Source organism: Streptomyces sp. NPDC046887, assembly GCF_040644755.1.
Classification (GTDB): Bacteria; Actinomycetota; Actinomycetes; order Streptomycetales; family Streptomycetaceae; genus Streptomyces; species Streptomyces lichenis.
The window spans coordinates 101,330-127,056 of sequence record NZ_JBEYXH010000020.1 but is presented as its reverse complement, the minus strand read 5'-3'; the positions used below and the strand labels follow the sequence as shown (position 1 = coordinate 127,056).

The 25,727-nt window shown below is 73.2% G+C and carries 18 protein-coding genes, 3 tRNA genes and 1 pseudogene; 14 read left to right on the top strand and 8 right to left on the bottom strand.

The genetic code is table 11. The features are described 5' to 3' along the window. Nucleotides 1-81: pseudogene (locus ABZ945_RS19910) on the top strand (ferredoxin); the annotation flags it as partial. A 55-nt stretch (nucleotides 82-136) separates the two neighbouring features. Here the strand turns inward: ABZ945_RS19910 and ABZ945_RS19905 are convergent. Together ABZ945_RS19905 and ABZ945_RS19900 are read right to left on the bottom strand one after the other, a co-directional pair. Next, entirely contained in the window at nucleotides 137-1,594 is a 1,458-nt protein-coding gene (locus ABZ945_RS19905) for an aminopeptidase P family protein (RefSeq protein WP_361270996.1), read from the bottom strand. A 130-nt stretch (nucleotides 1,595-1,724) separates the two neighbouring features. Next, nucleotides 1,725-3,437, bottom strand: coding sequence for a PP2C family protein-serine/threonine phosphatase (locus tag ABZ945_RS19900; protein WP_361270993.1), 1,713 nt, complete (start codon nucleotides 3,435-3,437; stop codon nucleotides 1,725-1,727). 791 nt (nucleotides 3,438-4,228) lie between these two features. Here ABZ945_RS19900 and ABZ945_RS19895 point away from each other — a divergent pair. Further along, on the top strand, nucleotides 4,229-4,912 hold the full coding sequence (locus ABZ945_RS19895; protein WP_361270990.1) for a bifunctional DNA primase/polymerase: 684 nt from the start codon (nucleotides 4,229-4,231) through the stop codon (nucleotides 4,910-4,912). Between the two features lie 1,442 nt (nucleotides 4,913-6,354). Here ABZ945_RS19895 and ABZ945_RS19890 read toward each other — a convergent pair. From ABZ945_RS19890 to ABZ945_RS19880, 3 genes are all read right to left on the bottom strand, one after another. Continuing rightward, nucleotides 6,355-7,329, bottom strand: coding sequence for a DUF5926 family protein (locus ABZ945_RS19890; RefSeq protein ID WP_361270988.1), 975 nt, complete (start codon nucleotides 7,327-7,329; stop codon nucleotides 6,355-6,357). Nucleotides 7,330-7,461: 132 nt separating this feature from the next. Continuing rightward, nucleotides 7,462-8,145 carry an ATP-binding protein gene (locus ABZ945_RS19885; protein ID WP_361271015.1) on the bottom strand — a complete coding sequence of 228 codons (684 nt, stop codon included), beginning with the start codon at nucleotides 8,143-8,145 and terminating at the stop codon, nucleotides 7,462-7,464. Between the two features lie 136 nt (nucleotides 8,146-8,281). Continuing rightward, nucleotides 8,282-9,085: a glycerophosphodiester phosphodiesterase gene (locus ABZ945_RS19880; RefSeq protein ID WP_361270985.1), complete on the bottom strand. Its 804-nt coding sequence runs from the start codon at nucleotides 9,083-9,085 to the stop codon at nucleotides 8,282-8,284. Nucleotides 9,086-9,499: 414 nt separating this feature from the next. Here ABZ945_RS19880 and ABZ945_RS19875 point away from each other — a divergent pair, with 414 nt between their 5' ends. The 4 genes from ABZ945_RS19875 to ABZ945_RS19860 all read left to right on the top strand — a co-directional run bounded on the left by ABZ945_RS19875 (nucleotide 9,500) and on the right by ABZ945_RS19860 (nucleotide 12,754). Beyond that, complete coding sequence (locus tag ABZ945_RS19875; RefSeq protein WP_361270982.1) at nucleotides 9,500-11,074, top strand: trypsin-like peptidase domain-containing protein; 1,575 nt, start codon at nucleotides 9,500-9,502, stop codon at nucleotides 11,072-11,074. Nucleotides 11,075-11,139: 65 nt separating this feature from the next. Next, nucleotides 11,140-11,224: transfer RNA gene (locus tag ABZ945_RS19870), tRNA-Ser, on the top strand. Between the two features lie 306 nt (nucleotides 11,225-11,530). Continuing rightward, a complete protein-coding gene (locus ABZ945_RS19865; protein WP_361270979.1) occupies nucleotides 11,531-12,289 on the top strand; it encodes a hypothetical protein in 759 nt (252 codons plus the stop codon). A 21-nt stretch (nucleotides 12,290-12,310) separates the two neighbouring features. Then, a complete protein-coding gene (locus ABZ945_RS19860; RefSeq protein WP_361270976.1) occupies nucleotides 12,311-12,754 on the top strand; it encodes a hypothetical protein in 444 nt (147 codons plus the stop codon). 112 nt (nucleotides 12,755-12,866) lie between these two features. On the opposite strand, the gene ABZ945_RS19855 is transcribed toward ABZ945_RS19860, so the two are convergent. After that, nucleotides 12,867-13,643 (bottom strand): SDR family oxidoreductase, encoded by a 777-nt coding sequence (locus tag ABZ945_RS19855; RefSeq protein ID WP_361270973.1) that lies wholly within the window; start codon nucleotides 13,641-13,643, stop codon nucleotides 12,867-12,869. 381 nt (nucleotides 13,644-14,024) lie between these two features. Here ABZ945_RS19855 and ABZ945_RS19850 point away from each other — a divergent pair, with 381 nt between their 5' ends. The 3 genes from ABZ945_RS19850 to ABZ945_RS19840 all read left to right on the top strand — a co-directional run bounded on the left by ABZ945_RS19850 (nucleotide 14,025) and on the right by ABZ945_RS19840 (nucleotide 17,094). Continuing rightward, nucleotides 14,025-14,330, top strand: coding sequence for a hypothetical protein (locus tag ABZ945_RS19850; protein ID WP_361270970.1), 306 nt, complete (start codon nucleotides 14,025-14,027; stop codon nucleotides 14,328-14,330). A 425-nt stretch (nucleotides 14,331-14,755) separates the two neighbouring features. Then, entirely contained in the window at nucleotides 14,756-15,313 is a 558-nt protein-coding gene (locus tag ABZ945_RS19845; protein ID WP_248631569.1) for a SigE family RNA polymerase sigma factor, read from the top strand. A gap of 137 nt (nucleotides 15,314-15,450) precedes the next feature. Next, on the top strand, nucleotides 15,451-17,094 hold the full coding sequence (locus tag ABZ945_RS19840) for a long-chain fatty acid--CoA ligase (RefSeq protein WP_361271012.1): 1,644 nt from the start codon (nucleotides 15,451-15,453) through the stop codon (nucleotides 17,092-17,094). 94 nt (nucleotides 17,095-17,188) lie between these two features. Here the strand turns inward: ABZ945_RS19840 and ABZ945_RS19835 are convergent, their stop codons facing one another. Beyond that, on the bottom strand, nucleotides 17,189-21,463 hold the full coding sequence (locus ABZ945_RS19835; RefSeq protein WP_361270968.1) for a PAS domain-containing protein: 4,275 nt from the start codon (nucleotides 21,461-21,463) through the stop codon (nucleotides 17,189-17,191). Between the two features lie 234 nt (nucleotides 21,464-21,697). Then, nucleotides 21,698-22,144 carry an SSI family serine proteinase inhibitor gene (locus ABZ945_RS19830; RefSeq protein ID WP_361270965.1) on the bottom strand — a complete coding sequence of 149 codons (447 nt, stop codon included), beginning with the start codon at nucleotides 22,142-22,144 and terminating at the stop codon, nucleotides 21,698-21,700. Nucleotides 22,145-22,358: 214 nt separating this feature from the next. Between ABZ945_RS19830 and ABZ945_RS19825 the strand changes: the two genes are divergently transcribed. The 5 genes from ABZ945_RS19825 to ABZ945_RS19805 all read left to right on the top strand — a co-directional run bounded on the left by ABZ945_RS19825 (nucleotide 22,359) and on the right by ABZ945_RS19805 (nucleotide 25,650). Beyond that, a tRNA-Ser gene (locus ABZ945_RS19825) sits at nucleotides 22,359-22,449 on the top strand. A gap of 231 nt (nucleotides 22,450-22,680) precedes the next feature. Next, a tRNA-Arg gene (locus ABZ945_RS19820) sits at nucleotides 22,681-22,753 on the top strand. Further along, nucleotides 22,749-23,852 carry a DUF2797 domain-containing protein gene (locus ABZ945_RS19815; protein ID WP_361270962.1) on the top strand — a complete coding sequence of 368 codons (1,104 nt, stop codon included), beginning with the start codon at nucleotides 22,749-22,751 and terminating at the stop codon, nucleotides 23,850-23,852. Before ABZ945_RS19820 ends, ABZ945_RS19815 begins: the two co-directional genes overlap by 5 nt. 55 nt (nucleotides 23,853-23,907) lie before the next feature. Continuing rightward, nucleotides 23,908-24,825, top strand: a complete 918-nt coding sequence (locus ABZ945_RS19810) for an amidohydrolase family protein (protein ID WP_361270959.1) — start codon at nucleotides 23,908-23,910, stop codon at nucleotides 24,823-24,825. A 69-nt stretch (nucleotides 24,826-24,894) separates the two neighbouring features. Then, nucleotides 24,895-25,650 carry a response regulator transcription factor gene (locus ABZ945_RS19805; protein ID WP_361270956.1) on the top strand — a complete coding sequence of 252 codons (756 nt, stop codon included), beginning with the start codon at nucleotides 24,895-24,897 and terminating at the stop codon, nucleotides 25,648-25,650. Nucleotides 25,651-25,727: the final 77 nt, after the last annotated feature.

Here is a 25,727-nt window from a genome sequence, read left to right as displayed (position 1 = left end):
TGTCCGGTGGACTGCATCTACGAGGGTGATCGCACCCTCTACATTCAGCCCGACGAATGCATCGACTGCACGGCCTGCGAATCGCCCCGAAGAGCCGTGAGGAGCCGGCCCCCGAGGGGCCCGACTCCGGGCGCCGTCAGCCCTTCAGCGAAGCCATCCACGCCTCGACCTCGTCGGACCGGCGGGGGAGCCCGTCCGACAGGTTCCGGTTGCCGTCCTCGGTCACCAGGATGTCGTCCTCGATGCGGACGCCGATGCCCCGGTACTCCTCGGGCACCGTCAGGTCGTCGGCCTGGAAGTACAGGCCCGGCTCGACGGTCAGGCACATGCCCGGCTCAAGGGTGGTGTTCACATAGTTCTCGGTCCGTGCCACCGCGCAGTCGTGCACATCCATGCCCAGCATGTGCCCGGTGCCGTGCAGGGTCCAGCGGCGCTGGAGGCCCAGCTCCAGGACCTTCTCCACATCCAGGTCGCCGAGCAGGCCCCAGGCCACCAGCCGCTCGGCCAGCACGCGCTGCGCGGCGTCGTGGAAGGCGCGGTACGGGGCACCCGGGGTGACCGCCGCGATGCCCGCCTCCTGGGCGTCGTAGACGGCGTCGTAGATCTTGCGCTGGAGGTCGGTGAAGCGGCCGTTGATCGGCAGCGTGCGGGTGACATCGGCGGTGTACAGGGTGTGCGTCTCCACACCCGCGTCGAGCAGCAGCAGCTCCCCGGAGCGCACCGCGCCGTCGTTGCGCACCCAGTGCAGGGTGGTGGCGTGCGGCCCGGCGGCGCAGATGGAGCCGTAGCCGATGTCATTGCCCTCGACCCGGGCGCGCAGGAAGAACGTGCCCTCGATATAGCGCTCGCTGGTGGCCTCGGCCTTGTCGAGGACGCGGACCACGTCCTCGAAGCCGCGCGCGGTGGAGGCGCAGGCCTTCGCCAGCTCGCCGATCTCGAAGGCGTCCTTCACCAGCCGCGCCTCGGAGAGGTGGATCCGCAGCTCCTCGTCGCGCTCGGCGGTCACCTTGTCGGTGAGCGCGGCCTCGACGGCGGCGTCATGGCCGCGGACGACCCGGACCGGGCCGGTGGCCTCGGCCAGCTGCGCGGTGAGCTCGCGCACGTCCTTGGCGGGCAGGCCCAGCAGCTGCTCGGCCTCGGTCAGGGAGTTGCGGCGGCCGGTCCACAGCTCGCCCATCCCGTCCAGCCAGAACTCGCCGTTCTCGCGGTCGGAGCGCGGCAGCAGGTAGATCGTGGCCTGGTGGCCGTCGGCGGTGGGCTCCAGCACCAGGACGCCGTCGTTGGTGTGGTCGCCGGTGAGGTACGCGTACTCGGTGGCGGGCCGGAAGTTGTACTCGGTGTCGTTCGAGCGGGTCTTCAGGTTGCCCGCGGGGATCACCAGGCGGTCGCCGGGGAACCGGCGCGACAGCTCCGCGCGCCGGGCGGCGGTCCGCTCGGCCTGCGGGATGGGCTCCAGACCGTGCAGCTCCGTGTCGGCCCAGCCGGACTTCATGTTCTCGGCGAGCTCGTCGGAAACGCCCGGGTACAGCCCGTTCTTGCGCTGCTTGATCGGCTCTTCCTCTTCCGGGGTCTCCGGGGTGAGCTCTTCGGCCACGGGTCCGCCTCCTCTTCGATACGTGGGTACGACAGTGAACCCTCGGGCCCATCGTACGGTCGTACGGCCGACCACCCCAGAGGCGTAAGTCCCGCGATCCTGTTCGGCCCAGTCCCGGCCCTGGCGCCGCTCAGTCGAAGCGGGCGGCGAGGAGGACCACGTCCTCGCCCGCGGGGGCGCCGTCCGGCAGCAGGGTGTGCAGGACATGGTCGGCGACGGCACCGGGGTCGGCGCGATCGGCGCGGGGCACGGTCGCCGCGGCGGCGTGCAGCCGGGTGAAGGCCCGGTCCGCCGACTCTCCGGGCCCCCGCAGCAGCCCGTCCGTGTAGAGCAGCACGGTCTCGCCGCTCGCCGGGGCGATCTCCACGCTGGGCGCCTCCCAGCAGGCGAGCATCCCGAGCGGCGCGGACAGCGAGGTCTCCACGAACTCGGTGCGGTGCTCACCGACGATCAGCGGCGGGGTGTGCCCGGCCCCGGCCAGCACGATCCTGCGCCGCTCCGGCTCGGCGTACGCGAACAGCGCGGTGGCCGACCGGGCGCGCTCGGTGAGCCGCAGCATCAGCTCCAGATCGGACAGGACGGCGACCGGGTCCTCGCCCTCCATCACGGCGTACGCCCGCAGCGCGGCCCGCAGCCGGCCCATCGCGGCCAGTGCGCTCGGCCCGCTGCCGGACACCGATCCGACCGCCAGGCCCAGCGCGCCCTCCGGCAGCGGCAGCGCGTCGTACCAGTCGCCGCCGCCCCGCGGCCCGGTGAGGTGCCGGACGGCCAGCCGCACCCCCGGCACATACGGCAGCCGGGTCGGCAGCAGCTCCTCCGCGAGGGCGGCCATCCGGGCCCGGGCCCGTTCCAGCTCCAGCAGCCGGGCCAGGTGCTCGGAGGCGTACCGCCCGTACAGGCCGGCGAGATGGCGGCGGCCCTCGGTGGGCTCGGCCGGCTCGTCGTAGAACCAGACGGCCGCGCCGAGCCGGCCGCCCGCCTCGGCGGCCAGCGGTACGGCGAAGCTCGCGGCGAAGCCGAGCCGCGCGGCGACCTCCCGGTGGCGCGGGTCCAGCCCCGGGTCGCCGGCCAGGTCGGGGACCGCGACCGGCCCGGCGGGCCGTCCGTCGGGCCCCCGCCCGTCGGCGGGCCCGTCCAGCAGCCGGCCGAAGGCGGTGGCCGCACGCGGCACCGTCTCGATGGCGCCGATGTCGCAGTGGGCCAGGCCCAGGCCGACGGTGGACGCCGGGCCCTGGCCGTCGGCCGGCTCCAGTACGGCCAGACCGCGGCGCGCCCCGACCAGTGTGGCGCCGGCCCGCAGCAGTTCGCGGAGGGCCTCGTCGAGCGTCCCGGTGCGGGCGAGTCGCTCGGTGAGTTCGTGCAGGGTGCTCAGATCCGACACCCAGCCGGCCAGCCGGTCCTGGATCAGCGCCCCGGGCGCGGGACGCGGGCCGTCCAGGCCCGGCAAGGGGCCAAGGCCGCCTCCGGCCGCCGAACGACCGGCCGCCGAACGATCGGCCGTCGGGCGATCGGCCGTCGGAGAACCGGCGGATGGTTCCGGGGGCGCTTCCATGGGTCCTTCCGCGGTGCCTTCCGCGGTTCCTTCCGCGAACGGTCCGCCCCGGGCCTCGTCGGCCGCCTCGCCATCGGCCTCGGTGGAGGGGGCGGCCGACGGGGCGGCAGTGTGCGCGGGACAGGGAACGCCGGGATCGAATCCAGCCACTTTGGGCTGGTGAGGGGCGCTCATGGCAGCCGGCTCTCCGATGGGTGCGTCTCGCTGGGAAGCATCGCAAACCCCCATGTCAATCTGCGCCGCTGTCACTGCGTCCACATGTACACGCACACGTAAGGGGATGTCCAGCATTGTCACGACTGGACGCGCGCCAATTGCCGGGCCCACAAGCTGGCCGGAAATTGCCGTACCGGAGCGAGGGCTGCGGTCGACTGAGCACCGTTCGAACGGGGCACCTCCCGGCGGCGAGGCCCATGGGCTTCCCCACGGGAGGGCGTCATCCCGATCCCGCTGGGTACGTACATGTAGGGCAAACGCATGCACATACCCGGCCCCTCAGCGTCCCCGTGTCCGTGTACGTGCGTGCGTCTTCGTGTGCGGACCGATGGTGGCGGGGCGTGCGGGGCCGTGTGGGGCGGGTGGGATCGGCAGGAACCGGGAACGTTCCGGCGGTTCCGACGGATCGCCTGGCTCGCGCCAGGGATACGCCACCCGCGCGCCATGTGTTGAATGGACGGACGGCGGTAGCCGGACTTCGCGACCGGTCGGCGAGCCGGAGCAGTCGAAGCAGTCGAAGCAGTGCAGAGCAGCCGGAACCGCCGCGGCGGTCGGAGCCGTCGAACCGGCTACCACCCGGGAGCCCGACACCGCGGCCGGACGAGTGCGCGGCGCGGCGAACACGCAGTAGGCACGCAGGCAGTGATCACGTAGCAGGCAGCGAAGAGCGAGCGCGGTGGCAGGAGTGCGACCGCACCGCACGGGCCGCGGTAGCGCGGTGCCCGCGCGGCGTCGTGCCCGGTGGCGCGGCGACGGCGATGTGCGCGGATGTGGCGATGTGATGGACGCGCCTTGCGACCAGGTATGTGGTCGTGAGCGCGTGGTAGTGGATGACCTCGGCGTTCAACGGAAAGGAACGAGCGCACATGCGCGAGATCCTCGGAAGGCGACGCAGGCTCCGGCTCCGGCGCGGGAGGAGGCCTGACCATCTCGGCGCGGCCCTCCGGTGCGCCACCGAGTGGGACTGGCCCGTACTCCCCGGCGTGGGACTCATGGCGGCCGGCGGTCGTGGCGACCGCGACCGCGGCTGCGCCTGCCCCGACCCCGAGTGCGCGGTACCCGGCGCGCACCCCTTCGAGCCCGGGCTGCTGGCGGCCACGGGTGACCCCCGGATGGTCCGCTGGTGGTGGACCAACCGCCCGGACGCCCCGATCCTGCTGGCCACCGGCGGCGGCGCGCCCTGCGCGGTCAGCCTGCCCGCCATCGCGGGTGCCCGGGCGCTGGCCGAGCTGGACCGGATGGACATGCGGATCGGCCCGGTGGTGGCGACCCCGACCCGGTGGTCGCTGCTGGTCGCCCCGTACAGCCTGGAGCAGCTCGGCGAACTCCTGTACGCCAAGGACCAGGTGCCCAGTTCGCTGCGGTTCCACGGGGAGGGCGGCTACCTGGTGCTGCCGCCCTCGGACACCGGGACCGGTCAGGTGCGCTGGGAGCGCGAGCCGCTGGCCGGTTCCGCGGCGCCCTGGCTGCCGGATGTGGAGGCCGTGGTGGACGCGCTGGTCGAGGCGAGCAGCAGCGCCCCGGACGGCGGCAGCCGACTCAGGTACTGAGCCCCGCCGAGCCCGGCGGCCGCCGGGCCCCCCGTCCCTGCCGTGCTGCTGCCGTGACGAAGGCGCCCGCCGTCCGTTAGGTCGGCGGGACGGGCGGTGCCGCGTGGGTACCGGCGCGCGATCACCGGCCGCCCGGTTTCCGTCGATATCGTCGGCCTTGGTCCCGTTCGTACCCGCCCTGGCAGCAGGCGCCGGGCAGCAGGCAGGTGGGTGTGTCCTCCCATGAACCGTCGTGTGATCGGATGCGGAGCGGCCTTGGCGTGCGCCGCCCTGTTTCCGGTGATGGCCCACGCCGTCCGCCCCGCCGCCCCGGAGGCCCTGCCCTTGTCCGGATCGGGCCCGGCCGGGTCGACCCCGAGCCACTCACCCGGTACGGCCGTGCGCGCGGCCGCCCCCATGGCACCCGGAGCGCCGTCCCGAGCTGCGGAGGAGGGCGCCCGGGTGGTGGGCTGCGGCCCGGAGGTGTCGTCCCCGGGCGGCGTGGAGGCGCAGACCTGTGTGCAGCGCGACGCCGAGGGCGGGGAGGTCTGGGCCAGGACGTACTACCGCAACGCCACGGGCGCCGAGCTGCGTCTGGTGCTGACGCTGATGGGGCCAGGCGGCCGGACCGTGGAATCGCATTGCGGGGTCCCGGCCGAGGACGATCCGGGAGTTTGCGAGACACCGCGGGAACCGCGTCCGGAGTCGGCCCGGCGGTCGGCTCAGGGCGCCGATCGCGGGGTTAAGCACCGGGAATACGCGGCCGTGGCGGAGTTCGCCGGCAAGGGTCCGAGCGGTCGTTACGAGGATGGTCCGCTACTGCTGCGGTCCGGGAGCAACTCCACGGGTGTCAGGAGTAGTTGAGCGGGGCGGCGGTCCTTCCGGAAGGGGAGCTTCCGCCTCCGCGAAAAATGAAGGGCCCGGTCGCTGGCGACGGGGGATGCACCAGCGACCGGGCTTCCAGCACCGTAACAAGAGATCGGCGGTTCGCAAATTCGATCTCGCTTATTCGGACATAAATTTGTCCGACAGGCAGGGAGCCGTGGCCGAAGTCACCGACCGACCGGGATGTCGCGGCGGAGGACACCGATCGGCGGGGGTGCGGCGGCGAGGGACAGCGGTCGGCCGGGGGTGCGGCGGCGAGGGACAGCGGTCGGCCGGGGCCGGCAGCCCGCCTGACCGCCGAGCCCGGAGACCCGTACGTCGAGCCTCGTGCCCTCGTGCGCCGGAGACTTGCGGGTCTCGCAGCCTGATCACCGAGGCCTGAGCGCCGTGGCCGGCGCCCCGCCCGGAGAGCCGGGCCCCGCCTCCGTACGCAGGTCCGGCGCCCGTGCCCGTACGCGACACCGGCGCCGGTCCCCGTACGCGACACCCGCACTCCGTCCCCGTATGCGACGCCGGCAGTCGCCCCCCCCCGGCCCCCCGGCCCCGCGGCCCCTGGCGGGGCTGGGGGCGGCGGGGCCTCAGCTCAGGGTCACCTGGCGGTTGGTCAGGCCGCTGCGGGCGCGGCGCTCGTCGGCCGTCAGCGGGGCGTCGGCGGCGAGCGCCCCGGCCAGCCGCTCGGCGAACTCGACGGCCGGCTGCTCGCACTCCTTCGCGCTCATCGCGGACGGCAGGTCCCACACCGGGACCATCAGCCCGTGCGCCCGGAAGGAACCGACCAGCCGGGTGGACTCACCGAGCGAGGAGGTGCCGGCCGCGTGCAGCCGGGCGAGCGCGTCGAGCAGCTGCTCCTCGGGGTGCGGCATGACCCACCGCAGATGGTTCTTCTCCGGCGTCTCGCACCAGTACGCGGCGTCCACGCCGGGCAGCTTGACGGTCGGGATGGCCGCCTCGTTGGCCCGCTCCAGCGAGGCCGACACCTCGGCGGAGGCGCCCTCGGCGGACTCCGGCACCCAGAACTCGAATCCCGTGTGCACCACCGGCTCGAAACCCGCGGAGGTGTCCAGCAGGTCCTGGAGGCGCGGGCCCTCGGCCGGCACCCGCTGGGCGGCCACCGGGGAGCCGGGCTGCGCGGTCAGCGCCCGCTGGAGGGTGTCGGCGAGGTCGCGGCTGAGGTCCCCGGACGAGGTGTCGTTCTGCAGGGCCAGCAGCACCGAGCCGTCGTCGCGGCGCAGCGCCGGCCAGGCCATCGGCAGCACGGTCGCCAGGGTCACCGAGGGAACGCCCTCGGGCAGCCCGTCCTTGAGGTGCAGCGGGGCGGTCGCCGCGGGCACCAGCTCGCGCAGCGCGACCCAGTCGCACTCCCCCGGCAGCCCCTCGAAGGGGCGCTGGACCAGCTCGGTCACCGCGTGGGCCGCGGCCCGGCCGTGACAGGCCTTGTAGCGGCGGCCCGAGTTGCAGGGGCAGGGCTCGCGGGCCCCGACGACCGGAATCTCCCCGTCCGTCAGCTGCGGCTGAGGCCTCGCGGCTTTGGTCTGGGGTCGCTTCTTGGCCATGGTGTGGCTACTCCCGTAACGGCGGTGCGGCGGTGCTGTGTCGGGCGCGAGCCTAGCCGCCCCGGCCGCCCGGGCGGGCGAGGGTCACCCCGCGGAACTCCGCGACCGCCACCGCTACAGGACGAGGGGCCGTCACCCGCCCCCGTAGCCCCTGCCCCTGCCCCCGTAGCCCCCGTCGTCAGGGCCCCCGTCCCCGAAGCCGCCGTCCCCGTAGGCGTCGAGGAAGTCGAGGCCGGGGGCGGTGAGCGGTCCGGTGACGCGCGTAGCGAAGTCCTCGCGCCGGTGCCCGCCGTCGAGGACCACCCAGACGGTGACCTCACCGGAGGCGTTGTCCCGTACCCCCCAGCGCTGGGCGAGCGCGTCGATGATGTTCAGCCCCCGGCCGCCGCGCGCGGTCACCGAGGGCGTGGCCGGAACCGGCCGGGTCGGACCGCCCCCGTCCGTCACCTCGACGGTGAGCGCCCCCCGTTCGTCCACACCCCAGGCGGCGCGCACATCGCCGTCGCCGACTTCCCTGTGCCCCAGCGGCCTGCCGTGCCGGCAGGAGTTGCTGAGCAGTTCGGAAAGGACCAGTACCGCGTCGTCGACGACCGAGGGAGTGACGCCGCCCAGGGCCAACTCCTCCCGCATGCGGCGCCTCGCCGCACCCACGCCGGCAGGACCGTGGGGTACGGCCATGCTCGACGACGCCGGCACTTCCTGTGCCACCACGAACGCCACCCCCGAGACCTCCTTTGCCCCACGCCACTCGGTGGATGCCCCAACGGACTGGACCGGAAACCGACGCCCGCTGTGTGCTGTCGCACTCCGGCGTATCCGCCCTTCCCGCCCTTGTCGGATGGCCGCTACCGGCGGTTACGCCCACGCTTCGGAATCCTGCGTTCCGGGCGGGCGGAGTACGGGATTCCGGCGCTCGGATCCGCGCCGTTCACACCCGCGCTCCGGTGTCCGCTCAGGCGCGGCCGAGCTGGGAGAGCACCTGGCGGGGGCGGTTGGTGATGATCGCCTCGACGCCGAGTTCCGCGCACAGTTCGACGTCCGCGGGGTCGTCGACCGTCCACACATGGACCCGGTGGCCGGCCTGGTGGAGGCGTTCGACATAGGAGGGGTGGTTGCGGACGGTACGGATGGAGGGGCCGGCGATCCGGGCCCCCGCGGGCAGCCGTCCGTCGCGCATCCGGCGGGGCGAGACGAACTGCATCAGGTACACGGTCGGGATCTGCGGGGCCGCGGCGGCCACCCGGTGCAGCGAGCGGGCCGAGAAGCTCATGACCCGCACGGGGGAGGTGGTGCCGGTGCGCGGCCGGGTCAGGCCGAAGCGTTCGAGCTGCTGGACCAGCCGCTGCTCGACCTGGCCCGCCCAGCGGGTGGGGTGCTTGGTCTCGACGGCCAGCTCGATCCGGCGCCCGGCGTCGGCGACGAGCGCGAGCAGCCGCTCCAGGGTCAGTACGGAGGTGTACTCCGGGTCGCCCCAGTCCGGGCTCTCGTGCGGGTCCTTCCAGGCGCCGAAGTCCAGCTGGGCGAGGTCGGCCAGCTCCAGCGTGGAGACGGCGCCCCGGCCGTTCGAGGTGCGGTTGACGCGCCGGTCGTGTACGCAGACCAGATGGCCGTCCGCGGTGAGCCGGACGTCGCATTCGAGCCCGTCCGCGCCGTCCTCGATGGCCTTCACATAGGCGGCCAGAGTGTGCTCGGGCGCGTCCTCGGAGGCGCCCCGGTGCGCGACGACCTGGATGGTGTGCTGCCGTGCGTGGGTCACCGCGCCATGGTGCCACCGCCGGACACCGCCCCCGCCGGGCGGGCCCTCCGCCCGGCGGGGGCGGATCCCCGGCGGGCGGACCCCCGGCGGGCAGGTCCCCGGCGGGTCGTCAGGCGGCCCCTCGGCGGGTCCTCCGACGGCCCTTCGGCGGGTCCTCCGGCGACCCTTCCACCAGGCGCCCGTTTTGTCCGTAGTAAAGGATGGGCGGAAGATGCACAGCTCCGGCTTACAGTGGCCTGACGGGCGGTGGGAAAAGCTGACAGCACACAAGACGACGAGTCCTTCGTGCCTCCCGGCGCACCGGCCGCACCACCGTCCGCCGGAGCCGGGGCCGGGAGTGCCCGTCCCCAGGCAGGGCAGGCGCCCGGAAGACGACGTGCCGTGGAACCCGTGGAACCCCGAGGAGAACGAGCTGTGAGCACCGAGAACGAGGGCAACGCGGTCCCGTCCGCCCCGTCGGACCCTCCCACCGTGCCGTCCTCCACCTCCCCTTCCCCTTCCTCTGCCCCGGGGTACCAGGGCGCCGCCCCGGCGTCCGCCGAGGGCCCGACCGCGGCGGACCGCCCGCACCAGGCCCCGCCTCCGCCCCCGGCACACGCCCCGTCCGTGCCGCCGCACGGCGCTACGGGCGACCCGGTCGGCCCCAGCGGCCCCGGCAGCTCGTCCCCGTATGAGACCCCGCCCGCCTACGGGAGCGCACCCGCGTACAACACCCCGGCCCCGACCCCGACCCCGTACGGGCAGAACACCGGCGCTCCGGCAGGCGGTGTTCCGGCGGGCGGCTGGCCCCCGCCGCCGCCCGCGACCCCGGTCTGGGGCGCCCCGGTCCCGCCGGGAGCGGGGCAGCCGGCCGGGCGCAAGCGTTCCGGCGGCCTGGTCGCCGCCGTGCTGATCGCCGCGCTGGTCGCGGGCGGCGTGGGCGGCGGCATCGGCTACTGGGCGGCTGAGCGGGGCGGCATCAGCTCCACCACGGTGGCCGCGGGCGACGCGCCGGGCAGCTTCAAGCGCGACCCGGGTACGGTCGCGGCCGTGGCGAACAAGGCGCTGCCGAGCGTCGTCACCATCGAGGCCAAGTCCGGCGGCTCCGGCGGCGCGGAGGGCGAGGGCGGCACCGGTACCGGCTTCGTCTTCGACAAGGAAGGCCACATCCTCACCAACAACCACGTGGTCGCCTCGGCGGCCGAGGGCGGCAAGCTGCGGGCCACGTTCTCCAACGGCAAGTCGTACGTGGCCGAGGTCGTCGGCCGGGCCGAGGGCTACGACGTCGCGGTGCTGAAGCTGCGCCAGGCGCCCTCGGGCCTCACCCCGCTGCCGCTGGGCAACTCCGACCGGGTGGCGGTCGGCGACTCCACGATCGCGATCGGCGCGCCGTTCGGCCTGTCCAACACGGTCACCACCGGCATCGTCTCCGCCAAGGACCGCCCGGTCGCCTCGGGCGACGGTGGCAGCGGCGCCAGCTCGTACATGAGCGCCCTGCAGACCGACGCCTCGATCAACCCGGGCAACTCCGGCGGCCCGCTACTGGACGCGCGCGGCGCGGTGATCGGCATCAACTCGGCGATCCAGTCCCCGGGCGGCGGCGGCCTCGGCCAGTCCCAGGCGGGCTCGGTCGGCCTGGGCTTCGCCATCCCGGTCAACCAGGCCCAGACGGTGGCCCGGCAGCTGATCAAGGAGGGCCAGCCGGTCTACCCGCTGATCGGCGCCACCGTGAACATGACCACCGACGGGGGCGAGGGCGGCGCCCGCATCGCCGACGACGGCGAGGGCGGCTCCGCCGCCGTCTCCCCGAACGGCCCCGCGGCCAAGGCGGGCCTCAAGCCCGGCGACGTGATCACCAAGTTCGGCGACCGCACCATCGACAGCGGTCCGACCCTGATCAGCGAGATCTGGACGTACAAGCCCGGCGACAAGGTCTCCCTCACCTACGAGCGCTCCGGCAAGTCCGACACCGTCGAGGTCACCCTCGACCAGCGCAAGGGCGACCGCTGACCGCCAACCGGTAGGCTGTAGCCGCCTCATGGTCGATCACTCGCGGGTCGCTGCCGAGGGGCATGGGTGGGTTGCCCGAGCGGCCTAAGGGAACGGTCTTGAAAACCGTCGTGGCGCGAGTCACCGTGGGTTCAAATCCCACACCCACCGCAGCAGGTCAGCTCACAAGCCGGCCAGAAGGGGTGCCACCGGCCCGGTGGCACCCCTTCGGCGTTCACTCTGTCTCACCTCGGACCCTCGAATCCCGCTCTGAGTCAGTGCGTGTGGGCCACGTGTGGGCCAGGACTTGGCTGCCCCCTGGGGCCAACCTCCCGCTGTGGGGCTGGGACCAGCTTCCTGAGGTGCGGCCTCGCCGGAGGCCACAGGCGATAGCCTGCCGAGTCATACGGAGCACTGAGCGAGCTCACCGGCAGACTGAGCCGTGGGTGTGATGGGGTCGGGCTCGGGGGAGGTCCTGTGGAGTTGGCTCGTACAGCGATCGGACTGGTTGCCGCGGTCTCCATCCCCGCCGGTTTGACTTGGTACAAGCAACGCCCGGCGGTGGCGATTCTCTTCGCGGCGGCTTATGCGGCCATCATCGTCCTGCCGGTCAGTCGTACTGCGAGCGCTTGGCTCACGCTGCTAGCCGTCGTGCTGCTGGCCGGCTGTATCGCCGTATTCTGCAGACCATGGCCCGCTGTATTCGGGAATTTCCATGGGATGGCAGTACCCGTGATGTCACCTGCTCGCTACGGGGCTGCTGCCGGTGCCGCCGTCTCGATTGCACTCCTGGTGTATGTGGGAGGGGACCCTGTCCTGGGGAATCTGGAGAGCATCACCGAGGCTGATGACCGACTGCTCATCACGTGTTCCGGCTTGCTGATCGCCGTTTTTGGGTGCCAGTTCATCATCGGGTTGATCGTGAGGCCGCTTCTGCAGGAGATCGAAGCGAAGATCACTTCTGGCGGGCTCCCTTCCAGCGTGAGGGACTTCATCAAGGTCGGCCCTCACGTGGGCTGGATCGAGAGGTTCATCCTCTTCGCGTTCCTGGCATCCGGCAGCCCGGAGGCCGCCGCTCTGGTGGTGACGGCCAAGTCGTTCGCGCGGGCTCCGGAGGCCAGGGAGGGTGGGAAGTTGGTCGGTGACTACTACCTGATCGGTACCCTGGCGAGCGTGGCAGCCGCCCTTCTGGCGGCCGGCGTCACTAGGGTCATTCTTGGACTGTCGCCTCTTTAGGGGATTCAGAGGACGTGTGTGATGCTGCGAGACCATCCATTCTTTCGGAATCTACAGTCTCTGGGGCTTCCGGTCGAGGACTATGTGATCTCTGGCAGCGGCCCCTTGCTGGTGCATGGGATCAGACGGGATATCGGGGATCTCGATGTCGTGGCGCGCGGTGCTGCCTGGGAAATCGCCAAGGGGCTCGGGGACCCCGAAGAGGCTCCGCTTGGTTGGGCACAGAGAATCAGTCTGATGAACGGATCGATCGAGATCCTCAACGGATGGTTCGGCTACTCGGTGGATTCGCTCATCGCCGAGGCGGATGTTTTCGAAGGTGTGAGGTTCATGCCTCTTACGAGGGTGCTCGAATGGAAGTCGCACCTGGTGGAGAGTGGAGCTGGTCGCGACAAGGATGTCCGCGACATCGCGGACATCGGCGAGTATCTGAGGATGAACGGCTGCTCCCCCCGAAGTCGCTAGTGAGGGGCGCGTGAACTGCCAGTGACTGCCTCCGGATGCGGCGCCCGCGTGGGGAGCTCCTCCGGCCCCCGAGCCCCCGCCGGGCGGGGGGCGGGAGGTCAGCAACGGCGGGTCAGTGCACCGAGAAGCCGCCGTCCACGAAGATCGACTGTCCGGTCAAGCCCGAGCCCGGGCCGGCCAGGAAGACGGCGGCGCTCGCGAAGTCCTCGGGGAGGCCGTTGCGGCCGACCATGGTGCGGGCGGCGAGGGCGTCGACCTGTGCCGGGTCGCCGGCCAGGCGGGCGTTCAGCCGGGTCAGGACGAAGCCGGGGACCAGCGTGTTGCAGGTGACGCCGGCGGAGGACCAGGCCTCGGCCTGCGAGCGGGCCAGCGACTCCAGACCGCCCTTGGAGACACCGTAGGCGCCGCTCCGTACGAAGGCGCGGTGGGCCTGCTGGGAGCTGATGTGGATGATCCGGCCGTAGCGGCGTTCGGCCATGCCCGGGCCGAAGCGCCGGCCGAGCAGGTACGGGGCGGTGAGGTTGACCGCCATCGTGCGGTCCCAGACCTCCTCGTCGAGCTCGTCCATCGGCGGACGCAGGTTGATCCCGGCGGAGTTGACCAGGATGTCCGGCTCGCCGACGAGTGCGACCGCCTCCTCGGCGGCCGCGCGCACCCCGGGGCGGGTGCTCAGATCGGCGCTCACCCATCCCACCTGGCAGCCCTCCGCGGTCAGGGCGTCGGCCGTGGCGGCCAGCTCCTCCTTGCCGCGGGCCACGAGCACGGTCCGCGCCCCCGCCCGGGCGAGAGCGGTCGCGATGGCCCGGCCGATGCCCGAGCTGCCACCGGTCACCAGCGCGGTCCGTCCGTCGAGCGAGAACAGTTCGGAGAGGTAGGGGTGTGTGCTCATGCGCGCACTGTAGACACGCCTCCCGGGCGCACTCGAACTTCCGTACGGTTCCGTGGGACTCCGTACGGGCCGGGGCCATCCGCCGCCGGATTGCGGCGGGCCGGTTGGTGGTGATGTCGAAACGTTTCTTCTCTTGCGGCCCATGGCCGCGCCCCCGGCGTGCCCCTCTCGGTCCCCCGTTTCCTCCCGAAAGCCGCCGTGAGGAGGTTTATCGACTTGTCCTCACGCTTGCGAGCGAATCGGCCGGTCATGTCTGGTTCGCCGGGGATTCGGTGGGCAACTCTTGGACCACGACGTCGCGAACGACTCGGAGAGACGGCCAACTCCCCGGGAAACAGCCGAACTTGCACCGCCGTATCGGTGCCTTGGAGGAGAAACGACATGGCAAGCATCCGTACCGCCCGCGTGATCGCCGCCGCTGCCGCTCTGCCGCTGGCCCTGGGCCTCTTCGCGGGGGTGGCGACGGCCGACAACGGCAGTTTCGCGGACGACGGATCGAACGCGTCGGTGGGGTCGATCATCGGCAGCGGTGTCGGTGACGACAACGAGGGCAACTCGACCACCACCCAGCAGGTCGCCAGCGGAACCGGAGCCTCCAACCAGAACAACACGGCCAGCGTGAACGGGTCGGCCTTCACGGTCATCGACCAGGACAACACCACGATCTACTTCACCAACCTCTGGTAAGCCGCACCCCGGTGCCGAGCCGCCGCACCGGCCCGCCATGGGCCGGGTAGGGAGGACCGGACGCCCGCCGGACACGGGCGGGGACTCGAACGGCGACAGGGGGACGGAGAGGAGCCGAAGAGGAGCGGAAGAAGCGACAGGCGGAGACGTGGTCACAGCGACGGCCCGTGCGGCGGTACCCCGGTACCGGCGCACGGGCCGTCCGCGTGCCCGCGCGAGCACCCCGCCGGCGCTTCTGCCGATGCTCGGCCGCCGCCGCCGTCGTCTCGTCGAGGCCCATGTCACCGGCCCGGACCCTGACTGCCGGGGCGCCGCCCTCCACCTCCAGGTGGTGGGGAGGACCCCGCCGCTCCGACCTGAGGGGGACCCGCGGTCGGGACCTCCGGGCGATACGGGGGCGTCATACCCGCGCCTAGCGTGGGCCCATGACCGCGACTCCCGGGCCCGTCTGCGCCGGCGCCTCCACGGCCGCCGCCGCGCACGTCTCCTCCTACCCGTCGTTCACCTCGTACGTACGGGCCCGAGGCCCCGTGCTGCTGCGCACCGCCCGGTCGCTGACCGCCAATCCGTGCGACGCCGAGGACCTGCTCCAGACCGCGCTCGCCAAGACCTACGTCGCCTGGGACCGCATCGAGGACCACCGGGCGCTCGACGGGTACGTCCGACGCGCCCTGATCAACACGCGTACCTCGCAGTGGCGCAAGCGCCGGGTCGACGAGTACGTCTGCGACGAGCTGCCCGAGCCGCTGGGGCCGCCCGCGGCCGACCCGGCGGAGCAGCAGGCGCTGCGCGACGCGATGTGGCGCGCCGTGGAACGGCTGCCGACCCGGCAGCGGGCCATGGTGGTGCTGCGGTACTACGAGGACCTCAGCGAGGCGCAGACGGCCGAGGTGCTCGGTGTCTCGGTCGGCACCGTCAAGAGCGCGGTGTCCCGGGCGCTCGGCAAGCTCCGCGAGGACCCGGAGCTCGCCCCGGCCCGCTGACCCGGCCACCCTCCACGCCCCTCGCCCCACGGCTCCTACTTCCGGGTAGCCGGGTAGTGACATACCACGTGGTATGTGCGCACAATCGCCGGAACTTCATCCCCGCGTAATGGCGCGCATGTCGGGAGGCTCTGTTGCTGCACAGCACGATGCAAGACGTACCGCTGCTGATCTCACGGATTCTGGCCCACGGGTCGACGATCCACGGCCGCTCCACCGTCACCACCTGGACCGGGGAGCCGGAGCCGCACCGGCGCACCTTCGCCGAGATCGGCGACCGGGCGGCCCAGCTGGCGCACGCCCTGCGGGAGCTGGGCGTCGAGGAGGGCCAGCCGGCGGGCACGCTGATGTGGAACAACGCCGAGCATGTCGAGGCGTACCTCGCCATCCCCTCCATGGGCGCCGTGCTGCACACCCTGAACCTGCGGCTGCCGCCCGAGCAGCTCGCCTATATCGTCAACCACGCCGCCGACCGGGTCATCCTGGTCAACGGCAGCCTGCTGCCGCTCCTCGTCCCGCTGCTCCCGCACCTCCCGCGTGTCGAGCACGTCATCGTCGCCGGCCCGGGCGACCGCTCCGCACTGGACGGGGTCGCGCCGGCCGTCCACGACTACGAGGAGCTGATCGCGGGCCGCCCCACCCGCTACGACTGGCCCGAGCTGGACGAGCGGGCGCCCGCCGCCATGTGCTACACCTCCGGCACCACCGGCGACCCCAAGGGCGTGGTCTACTCCCACCGCTCGATCTATCTGCACTCCATGCAGGTGAACATGACCGAGTCGATGGGGCTGACCGACCGGGACACCAGCCTGGTCGTCGTCCCGCAGTTCCATGTGAACGCCTGGGGGCTGCCGCACTCCACCTTCATGGCCGGCGTCCATATGCTGATGCCCGACCGCTTCCTCCAGCCGGCGCCGCTCGCCGAGATGATCGAGCGGGAGCGCCCGACACACGCCGCCGCCGTTCCCACCATCTGGCAGGGACTGCTCGCCGAGGTCACCGCCCACCCCCGCGACCTGACCTCCCTGGACCGGGTCACCATCGGCGGCTCCGCCTGTCCGCCCTCCCTGATGGAGGCGTACGACAAGCTCGGTGTCCGTCTCTGCCACGCCTGGGGCATGACGGAGACGTCCCCGCTGGGCACCATGGCCAATCCGCCGGCCGGGCTCACCGCCGAGGAGGAGTGGCCCTACCGGCTCACCCAGGGCCGCTTCCCGGCCGGTGTCGAGGCACGGCTCACCGGGCCCGGTGGCGACATCATGCCGTGGGACGGCGAGTCCGCCGGCGAACTGGAGGTGCGCGGTCCGTGGATCGCCGCGGCCTACTACGGCGGCCCGGACGCCGAACCGCTCCGCCCCGAGGACAAGTTCAGCGCCGACGGCTGGCTGAAGACCGGCGATGTGGGCACCATCAGCCCGGACGGCTTCCTCACCCTCACCGACCGGGCCAAGGACGTCATCAAGTCCGGTGGGGAGTGGATCTCCAGCGTGGAGCTGGAGAACGCGCTGATGGCCCACCCCGATGTGGCCGAGGCGGCGGTCGTCGCCGTACCGGACGAGAAGTGGGGCGAGCGCCCGCTCGCCACCGTCGTCCTCAAGGAGGGCGCCACCGCCGACTACGCGGAGCTGCGGGCCTTCCTCGGGGAGTCGATCGCCAAGTGGCAGCTGCCCGAGCGCTGGACCATCGTCCCGACGGTCCCGAAGACCAGCGTCGGCAAGTTCGACAAGAAGGTCATCCGCCGGCAGTACGCGGAGGGCGCGCTCGACATCACCGAGTTGTGACTCGCGCCGCCGTGAACTGATCGAAGGCGGCAGGGATCAGGCGGGATGTTTCACGTGAAACATCCCGCCGTCCGTCTCCCTCTGTCGGACTCCGTCAGTTGGTGCCGATCTTGGCCAGCAGATCCACGATCCGCGCCTGCACCTCGCCGCTGGTCGAGCGCTCCGCGAGGAAGAGCACGGTCTCGCCCGACGACAGCTTGGGCAGCTCCGTCTCCTGGAGGCTGGCCGAGGTGTAGACGACCAGCGGGGTGCGGTTGAGCTGCCCGTTGGCCCGCAACCAGTCGATGATCCCGGCCCGCCGCCGGCGTACCTGCATCAGATCCATCACGACCAGGTTGGGCCGGGTCTGTGCGGCGAGCGTGACCGCCTCGCTGTCCGTCGCCGCCCGCGCCACCTGCATCCCGCGCCGCTCCAGCGACGCCGTCAGGGCGAGGGCGATCTCCTCCTGCTCCTCGATGAGCAGGACGCGGGAGGGGTGCTGCTCGCTGTCCCGGGGCGCCAGCGCCTTGAGCAGGACGGCCGGATCGGCGCCGTACGCGGCCTCCCGGGTCGCCTGCCCCAGCCCTGCCGCGAGCAGTACCGGCACCTCCGCCGCCACCGCGGCCTGTCGCAGCGACTGGAGCGCGGTACGGGTGATGGGCCCGGTCAGCGGGTCGACGAACAGCGCCGCCGGGAACGCGGCGATCTGGGCGTCCACCTCCTCGCGGGAGTGCACGATCACCGGGCGGTAGCCCCGCTCGCTGAGTGCCTCCTGCGTCGAGACATCCGGCGCGGGCCACACCAGCAGCCGGCGCGGGTTGTCCAGCGGCTCCGGCGGCAGCTCGTCGTCCACCGGCTGCGGCGTCGGCTCGTTGGCGACCTCGACCGCACCGCCCGGCCCGTCCAGAAGCTCGGGCCCCTCAGCCGCGTCCTGGTCGGGCGCGCCGATCTCGTACGCCCGTCCGCCGGTGGACGAGGCGAGCCGGGGCTGCGGCTGCGGATGCGGATGCGGCCGCGCCGCCGCGGCGGCCTCCAGCACGGGCGCCGGGTCCTCCTCCGGCGGTGTCGCCAGCTTCCGCCGCCGCCCCGACCCGGACGAGGCACCCTGCCCGGCGGTGGCCTGCTGCCCAGCGGCCTGCGGCCCCGCGGATCCTTCCCCGGTGCCGGTGGCCCCCGGGCGGACCGCCTGCTGCCCGACCACCGGCTGACCGCCCGCAGCCGCCTGACCGCCCGTCTGCTGGGTGAAGGGCACGCCCTGGCCGAGGGTGCGCACGCTGAACGCACGTCCCTGGGTGGACTGCGACGGATCCTGAGCCGAGGCCGAGGGCGGCTGGCCGGCGGGCTGCTCCGCGAGGCTCCGCCGGGCCGGGGCGGGCCGATCGGAAGGCACGGGCCCGCCGGTATCGGCAGCGGTTCCGGTCGGTGCCTCGGGAGGCAGCGGTACGGAGCCGGTGCCGCCGCCCGTGCCGCCGCCCGCCGCCGTACTGTCCGCCTCCGGCGCCGAGCCGTTCGCCGCCGGTCCGCCGGCCGCGTCCGCGGTCCGCGAGACACCCTCGCCCACCGCGCGCCGCCGCCCGGTGGGCGCCGAAGCCGCATCGGGGTCGGGGGCAGGCGCCGGATGGGCCTGGGCCGACCGCGGGGCTCCGTTCCGCTGGTACGGCTGGGGCTCCGTCGGCAGCGAACCCCGCCCGTGCTCCGCGTCCGCCGAGTCGTGCCGGGTCGGCTCCTCGTCGGAGCCGGATACCGAGGAGACGCCGGACGCCGAGGGGACGCTGGACAGAGCGGAGACGCCGGACACAGCGGGGACCGAGGACGGGTCCGTATGGACGGCGTCGGCGGGGGCCCGGCGGTCGGCGTCGGCCGGCGGCAGGGCGAAGGGGCTGCGTGGGGCAGCGGCGTCGGAGGAGCCGGCCTCGGCCGTGGCCGTCCGTTCCTGGGCGGGGCCCAGTGCGCGCCGGGCCCGTCGGCCGGTCGGCTCGTTGGCAGACCCACCCGCGGCAGGGGCGGCCGGGAGCGCGGGCAGCGCGGCGGGCTCACCGTCCCGTCGGGCCCGCCGTCCGGACGGGTGGACGGGCATCGCGTCGGCGGGCACGCCCTGCGGCGGCACCGTCTCACCCAGGGCAGGCCGGCCCTGGGCGCTCTCGGCGGCGGTCAGGACCGCGCCCTCGGCCGGGCTGGGGCGTCCGCGCCGCCGCCCGGTGGGAGCAGCCGGCACCATCGCGGCCGCCACCGGGTCGGGCGCGGCTCCGCCCGCGGCCGCGGCCTCGTCCGTACGGGCACGGCGACGACCGGTCGGCTCCGCGGCCACCGGGTCCTCGTCGCGTACCGGGCTCTCCAGGAAGGCGTCCGTGGAAGACCGCCGCGCCCGCCGGCGCCCCCCACCGTTCGTACCGCCACCGCTCGTACCGCCATCGGTCCCACCGGCCGCACCCGCCGCCGGGGCCACCCCGCCGCCACCGGCGGTGTCCCCGCCCTGACCGCCCGAAGAATCCGGACCGCCCGAAGAATCCTGACCGCCCGAAGAATCCGGACCGCCCGAAGAATCGGCACCGCCCAGGGAATCCCGAACGCCCACGGAACCCCGACCGTCCCGACCATCCGGACCGCCCCGGCGGCCGACGGCGTCCCGCTCGCCGTTCTGCTGGGCGGGCAGCAAGGCCCCCGCCGCCGCGAACGCCGCGCCGCCCGCGTATCCGTCCCGGGCCCGGTCGACCTCGCCGAGAGGCACCTCCAGCACGAACGCGCTGCCGGGCATCCCGGGGACCTCATGGCTCTGGACCACTCCGCCGTGCGCCCGGACGATGCCGCACACGATCGGCTCGTGCACCGGGTCACCGCCCGCGTACGGCCCACGGACCTCGATCCGCACCACATCCCCGCGCTGGGCGGCGGCCACCACGATGGTCGAGTCGGCGTAGCCGCCCGCCGCCACCTGCCGGGTCCGCCCGGTCGAGTCGACGCCCGCCACGTCCGCGATCAGATGCGCGAGCGCCGTGGAGAGGCGGACCCCGTCCACCACCGCCTCGATCGGCGGGGCGTGCACGGCGAACTGCACCCGGCCGGGCCCGATCAGCTCCACCGCGCCCTCGACACCCGCGGCGACGACCCCGTCGAGCAGGGCCACGCCCTTGTGCAGCGGCTCGGCACCGGCGTCCAGGCGCTGGTACCCCAGCACGTTGTCGACGAGCGTGGTCATCCGGGCGTAGCCGGCGGCGAGGTGGTGCAGGACCTGGTTGGCCTCCGGCCACAACTGCCCGGCCGGGTCGGCGGCCAGGGTGCCGAGCTCGCCCCGCAGCTCCTCCAGCGGGCCGCGCAGCGAGGCACCGAGGACGGCGGTCAGCTGGGTGTGCCGGGCGGCCAGCGCCGCATACGCCTCCTCGCGCCGCTCCCGCTCCACGGCGTCCCGCTCACTGCGGTCGGCCACCTCGGTGACATGCCGCTCGGCCAGTTCGGCGACCTCGGCGGTGTGCCGCTCGGTCAGCTCGGCGAGCTCCGCCGTGTGCCGCTCGGTCAGTTCGGCGATCCGCGCCTCGACCTCGGCGACCTTCTCCTCGTGCTGGGCGACCAGTTCCTCGTACGGGCGGCGGTCGGTGAAGGTCATCACCGCGCCGACGAGCTGGTCCCCGTCGCGTACCGGCGCGGTGGTCAGGTCCACCGGCACCGGGGAACCGTCCTTCGCCCACACCACCTGGCCGCGCACCCGGTGCTTGCGGCCGGAGCGCAGGGTGTCGGCCAGCGGCGACTCCTCGTACGGGAACGGCTCGCCGTCCGCGCGGGAGTGCAGCATCAGCGGGTGCAGTTCCTTGCCGCCGAGGTCGCTGGCGCGCCAGCCGAGGATCTGGGCGGCGGCCGGGTTGACCAGCACCACCCGGCCGTCGGTGTCGGTGCCGACGACGCCCTCGGCGGCGGCGCGCAGGATCATCTCGGTCTGCCGCTGGGACCGGGCCAGTTCGGCCTCGGTGTCGATGGTCCCGGACAGGTCGCGCACCACGAGCATCAGCAGCTCGTCACCGGTGTACGAGGAGCCCGCGCCGGCGCTGTACGGGTCGTACGCCTCGCGCCCGTCCTCCAGGCTCGCGCTGGTCACCTCGACCGGGAACTCGCCGCCGTCGGTCCGCCGCGCCACCATCCTGGCCGGCTTGGTCCGTCCGCGGGCGTCCGCGGCCTCGGGCCGGCGCATCGAACCGGGGATCAGCCGGGAGTCGAACGCCGGCAGCAGATCGAGCAGACCCCGCCCGACCAGGGCGGTGCCCGGCGCCTCGAACATCTCCAGCGCGATGGTGTTGGCGTTGACGACCGTGCCGTTGCAGTTGACGAGTACGAGCCCGTCCGGCAGCGCGTCGAGTATGGCTGCGAGGCGAGCAGCGCCTCGGGATGGCCTGCTGCTCACGACGACGCTTCCTCCCACTCGGCCTGTCACTGCACAGGAGTCTAAGGGCAGCCGATGGGGGCCCGACGGCGGTTGTGTGGGGGTTCGCGAACGATGATCTTGTACGGGCCGGCCGTGGCCCCGCCCCGGCCGCGGGCATATGCGCAGGCCGGGAGCGGGACGAGCCCACGGTGGGGGCGGAGGCGAGACGAGGAGGCGGGCCTCGGACGAGCCGTGGACGAGCCGTGGTGAGGACTACGACCGGACCCTCGGCAGCACCGGCTTCAGCGCGTCCCAGCGGGCGATCTCGCAGCCGTCCGTCCGCGAGAAGCGGGCGTCCACGTCCTCGCCGCGCCAGGTGCCGGTGATGTGCGCGGTGGCGGGCCCGCCGTGCTGCATGGTGCACATCGTGCCTTCGGCGACCGGCGCGAACGGGTCCCTGTCCTGCGCGGCCAGTTCGTCCAGCCGGTCGCAGGCGCTCTTCGCCCGCGGGTGCGTCCCGACGGCGCTGCGTGTGTCGCACTCCAGCTCGAAGGTGCCGTTCGCCGTGGAGTAGCCCGAGTCGGCGATGGTGATGGTCAGCTTGTCCGGCCCCGCCAGCAGCGGCAGCGGCAGCGGTGAGTCCAGGGCGACGGCACCGGGCGCGGCGGCGCCCAGTACGGCGAGGGAGGCGGCGGACGTGAGGAAGAGGCGACGCAGCATGCGTACTCCTGGGGTGCGGAAGCCGGGGGTGGCCCGGCCGGAGGCCGGACCTTCGCTCACCCCGTTAACGCGCCACCGCCGACGGCGTTGCGCACCCGCTAACGCCTTTGCCCCGCCCCGGGGCCGCCTAGTACCGTAGGGATCGATTGGTGACACCCCCCGTGGCTGTGTCATCATCTGCACGCACCACTCGCTCCGCGCGGGTGCGCGCACTGGAGGCGTCGCCTAGTCCGGTCTATGGCGCCGCACTGCTAATGCGGTTTGGGTCTTAAAGCCCATCGAGGGTTCAAATCCCTCCGCCTCCGCAGCACCACCCGAAGCCCCGGCCCCACGGCCGGGGCTTCGGTCGTTTCCGCGCCCGGAGCGCCGTCGTGCCGAGGGCTTCCGGCCTCCGGCCCCGGGTGGGCGCCTGGAAGATCGTCTGGGGAGTTTGCCCAGCTCAGGACCGGTCCGGGTAATGGATTTCGCGTCCCGCCGCCGGTCATGTAATGTTGTTCTCGCAACGCCGACCGGGACGAAAAGCCCGGGAAGCACAAGCACTCGTAGCTTAACGGATAGAGCATCTGACTACGGATCAGAAGGTTGCAGGTTCGAATCCTGCCGAGTGCACACAGCTCAGAGGCCCGGACGACAGTCCGGGCCTCTTGGCGTTGGTGGTCGTACAGCAGCGGCGTACACCCACGGGCCCGGAAAGCAGTCGGGCGCCGGTCGGCGAGCAGGGTGTCCCGTTCATGCCATCCGCCCGTGGAGCGACTCGATCACGGTGCGAGCCACCCAGGGCAACCCGGGCGTGGTGCGGGAAGGGGCGGGCGTGGTGAGGGTGTGGCGGTGCCGGGGGTTGCGGTGGGGTGGGGTCGGGGTCGGGCGGGGGCCCGGGTTGGTGTGGGAGGGCGGGCGGGTGAGTGGGCTCGGGTACGGGCAGCGGGTGGCGTTTCGGGTGGTCGGCGAGCGGCGGTGCCCGGGGGCGCGGGGGAACCGCTGTCCGGTGGAGGCGAGGCTGCCGGGGCGGAGCACGGGCGGGTTGTGCCCGGAGTGTGCTCGGCTGGATCGGGCGCACTCGGTGGCGGCGGACACGGCGGCCGGTGACCCGCGCACGTTCCGGGTGTATCTGGCGTGGTTCGGGCCCGGGTTGGTGAAGGTGGGGATCACCGCCGAGGAGCGGGGCGGTGCGCGGCTGCTGGAGCAGGGGGCCGTGGCGTACACCTGGCTGGGCCGCGGGGCGTTGATGGCGGCGCGGCGGACGGAGGAGCTGCTCGGCACGGCGCTGGGGGTGCCGGACCGGGTGCCGTACGCCGTGAAGCGGCTGGCGCGGGCCGGGTTGCCCGAGGCGGGTGAGCGGGCGGCCGAGGTGGCCGAGCTGTACCGGCGGGCGGCGGAGGTGGGCGGCTGGGACGAGACGCTGGAGCGGTTGCCGCCGGTGGTCGAGGACCATGCGGAGGTGTTCGCCCTGGGTGCGGTGGAGCGGATCGACGGGGTGGTCGCCGAGTTGGTGGACGGCGGGTGGTTGGTGGGACGTCTCGCCGCGGCGGCCGGGCCCGATCTGCACCTGGAGGTGGAGGGCGGAGGGGCCGTGGTGCTGGACACGCGGTTGATGGTGGGTTGGGGGCTGGCCGGAGTCGAGGAGGGAGAGGAGGGGGAGAGTGGCGGGGTGGCGGTGCCGGTGGTGAGGGGGCCGGGGGAGGGAGAAGCGCAGGGCGGGCTGTTCTGAGGGGACGTGAGGGGCGGGGGTTGTTCCGCGGACGGGGGCCGGGGAGGGTGGGCGCATGTGCGGGGTGAGTGAGGGGCGGGAGAGGCCGGCGGGCGAGGGCGTGTGGGTGCGGGGGTTCCGGGAGCGGTACGGGTTGCCGGGGCTCGTGGATGTGCACACCCACTTCATGCCGGAGCGGGTGCTGCGGAAGGTCTGGGCCTACTTCGACGCGGTGGGTCCGATGACCGGGCTCGCGTGGCCGATCACGTACCGCGAGGAGGAGGACCGGCGGGTCGAGCTGCTGCGGGAGTTCGGGGTGGTCCGGTTCACCTCGATGCTCTACCCGCACAAGGCGGGGATGGCCCGCTGGCTCAACGGCTGGGCGGCGGACTTCGCGGCGCGGGTGCCGGACTGCCTGCACACGGCGACGTTCTTCCCGGAGGAGGGCGTGGCCGGGTATGTGCGGGAGGCGGTCGAGGGCGGGGCGGTGGTCTTCAAGGCGCATCTGCAGGTGGGCGCGTACGACCCCAACGACCCGCTGCTGGAGCCGGTGTGGGGGCTGCTCGCGGAGGCGGGGGTGCCCATCGTGATCCACTGCGGTTCGGGACCCGCTCCGGGCAAGCACACCGGGCCGGAGCCGATCGCCCGGCTGCTCGGCCGGCACCCCGGACTGCGGCTGATCGTCGCCCATATGGGGATGCCCGAGTACGGCGACTTCCTGGACCTCGCCGAGCGGTACCCGGAGGTGCGGCTCGACACCACCATGGCGTTCACCGACTTCTCCGAGCGGCTGGCGCCCTTTCCGGTGGGGGAGCGGGGGCGGTTGCGGGATCTGGGGGGACGGATCCTCCTCGGCAGCGACTTTCCCAACATCCCGTACGGCTATCCGCACCAGCTGGAGGCCCTGGAGCGGCTGGAGCTGGGGCCGGACTGGCTGCGGGCGGTCTGCCATGGCAATGCGGTGGGGTTGTTCGGCCTACCGGCGCTTGATTGAGGCGGTTTTCTCAGGAGATTCACAGACAGGGGCCAGGGGGCTCTCACCGGGCGGGGCCACGCTCGCCGTATGACCGTTTCCGCCCCCGAGGGGCTCACCGTTCCGTTCTCGTCCGAAGCGGCGCCGGGTGGGGTCCGAGTACTGGTCGTCGGACCGGAGACCTCGCCCACCGACCTGCTGGCCGCCGCCCTGCGGTACGAGGGGTGGGAGGTGCGGGGCGCCGAGGACGTGGCCGCGGCGCTGCGTACCGCCCGGGAGCACCGCCCCGACGCGGTGGTACTGGACGCCGCGGTGCTGCACACCGGGGCGGATGACGGGGGGCTCGGCGCGCTGCGGCGGGGGCTGCCCGCGGTGCCGGTCCTCTTTCTGACGCCGAGGCGCCCGGTCGGCGGCGCCCGTCTCGCGGGGCTGACCGCGGGCGGGGACGACGCCGTGGTCAAGCCGTTCGCCGTCGAGGAGGTCGTCGCCCGGGTGCGGGGGCTGGTCCGGCGCTCGCCGGTCGCCGCGGCGCGCCCCGCCTCCGTCCTGGCCGTGGGCGATCTGACGCTCGACGAGGACAGCCGGGAGGTGGCGCGGGGCGGGCGGGCCGTCCATCTCACCGGCACCGAGTTCGAACTGCTGCGGTTCCTGATGCGCAACCCGCGGCGGGTGCTCAGCAAGGCGCAGATCCTGGACCGGGTCTGGAGCTACGACTTCGGCGGCAAGGCGAACATCGTGGAGCTCTACATCTCGTATCTGCGCCGCAAGATCGACGCCGGGCGGCCGCCGATGATCCACACCCGGCGCGGGGCGGGCTATCTGATCAAGCCGGCGGAGGGGGCCTGAGAGGGGCGGGAATATTTGTTGTACGGCGTAGAGGCGTGACTTGTACGGTGTAGAGGAAGGGTCCTCTACACCGTAAG

Bases quoted from the DNA above. Each gene is read 5' to 3' on its own strand.
- ABZ945_RS19860 (WP_361270976.1), top strand. From the start codon at position 12,311: ATGCTGCGAGACCATCCATTCTTTCGGAATCTACAGTCTCTGGGGCTT.
- ABZ945_RS19810 (WP_361270959.1), top strand. From the start codon at position 23,908: ATGTGCGGGGTGAGTGAGGGGCGGGAGAGGCCGGCGGGCGAGGGCGTG.
- ABZ945_RS19805 (WP_361270956.1), top strand. From the start codon at position 24,895: ATGACCGTTTCCGCCCCCGAGGGGCTCACCGTTCCGTTCTCGTCCGAA.
- ABZ945_RS19900 (WP_361270993.1), bottom strand. From the start codon at position 3,437: ATGCTGGACATCCCCTTACGTGTGCGTGTACATGTGGACGCAGTGACA.
- ABZ945_RS19850 (WP_361270970.1), top strand. From the start codon at position 14,025: ATGGCAAGCATCCGTACCGCCCGCGTGATCGCCGCCGCTGCCGCTCTG.
- ABZ945_RS19845 (WP_248631569.1), top strand. From the start codon at position 14,756: ATGACCGCGACTCCCGGGCCCGTCTGCGCCGGCGCCTCCACGGCCGCC.
- ABZ945_RS19855 (WP_361270973.1), bottom strand. From the start codon at position 13,643: ATGAGCACACACCCCTACCTCTCCGAACTGTTCTCGCTCGACGGACGG.
- ABZ945_RS19895 (WP_361270990.1), top strand. From the start codon at position 4,229: ATGCGCGAGATCCTCGGAAGGCGACGCAGGCTCCGGCTCCGGCGCGGG.
- ABZ945_RS19890 (WP_361270988.1), bottom strand. From the start codon at position 7,329: ATGGCCAAGAAGCGACCCCAGACCAAAGCCGCGAGGCCTCAGCCGCAG.
- ABZ945_RS19830 (WP_361270965.1), bottom strand. From the start codon at position 22,144: ATGCTGCGTCGCCTCTTCCTCACGTCCGCCGCCTCCCTCGCCGTACTG.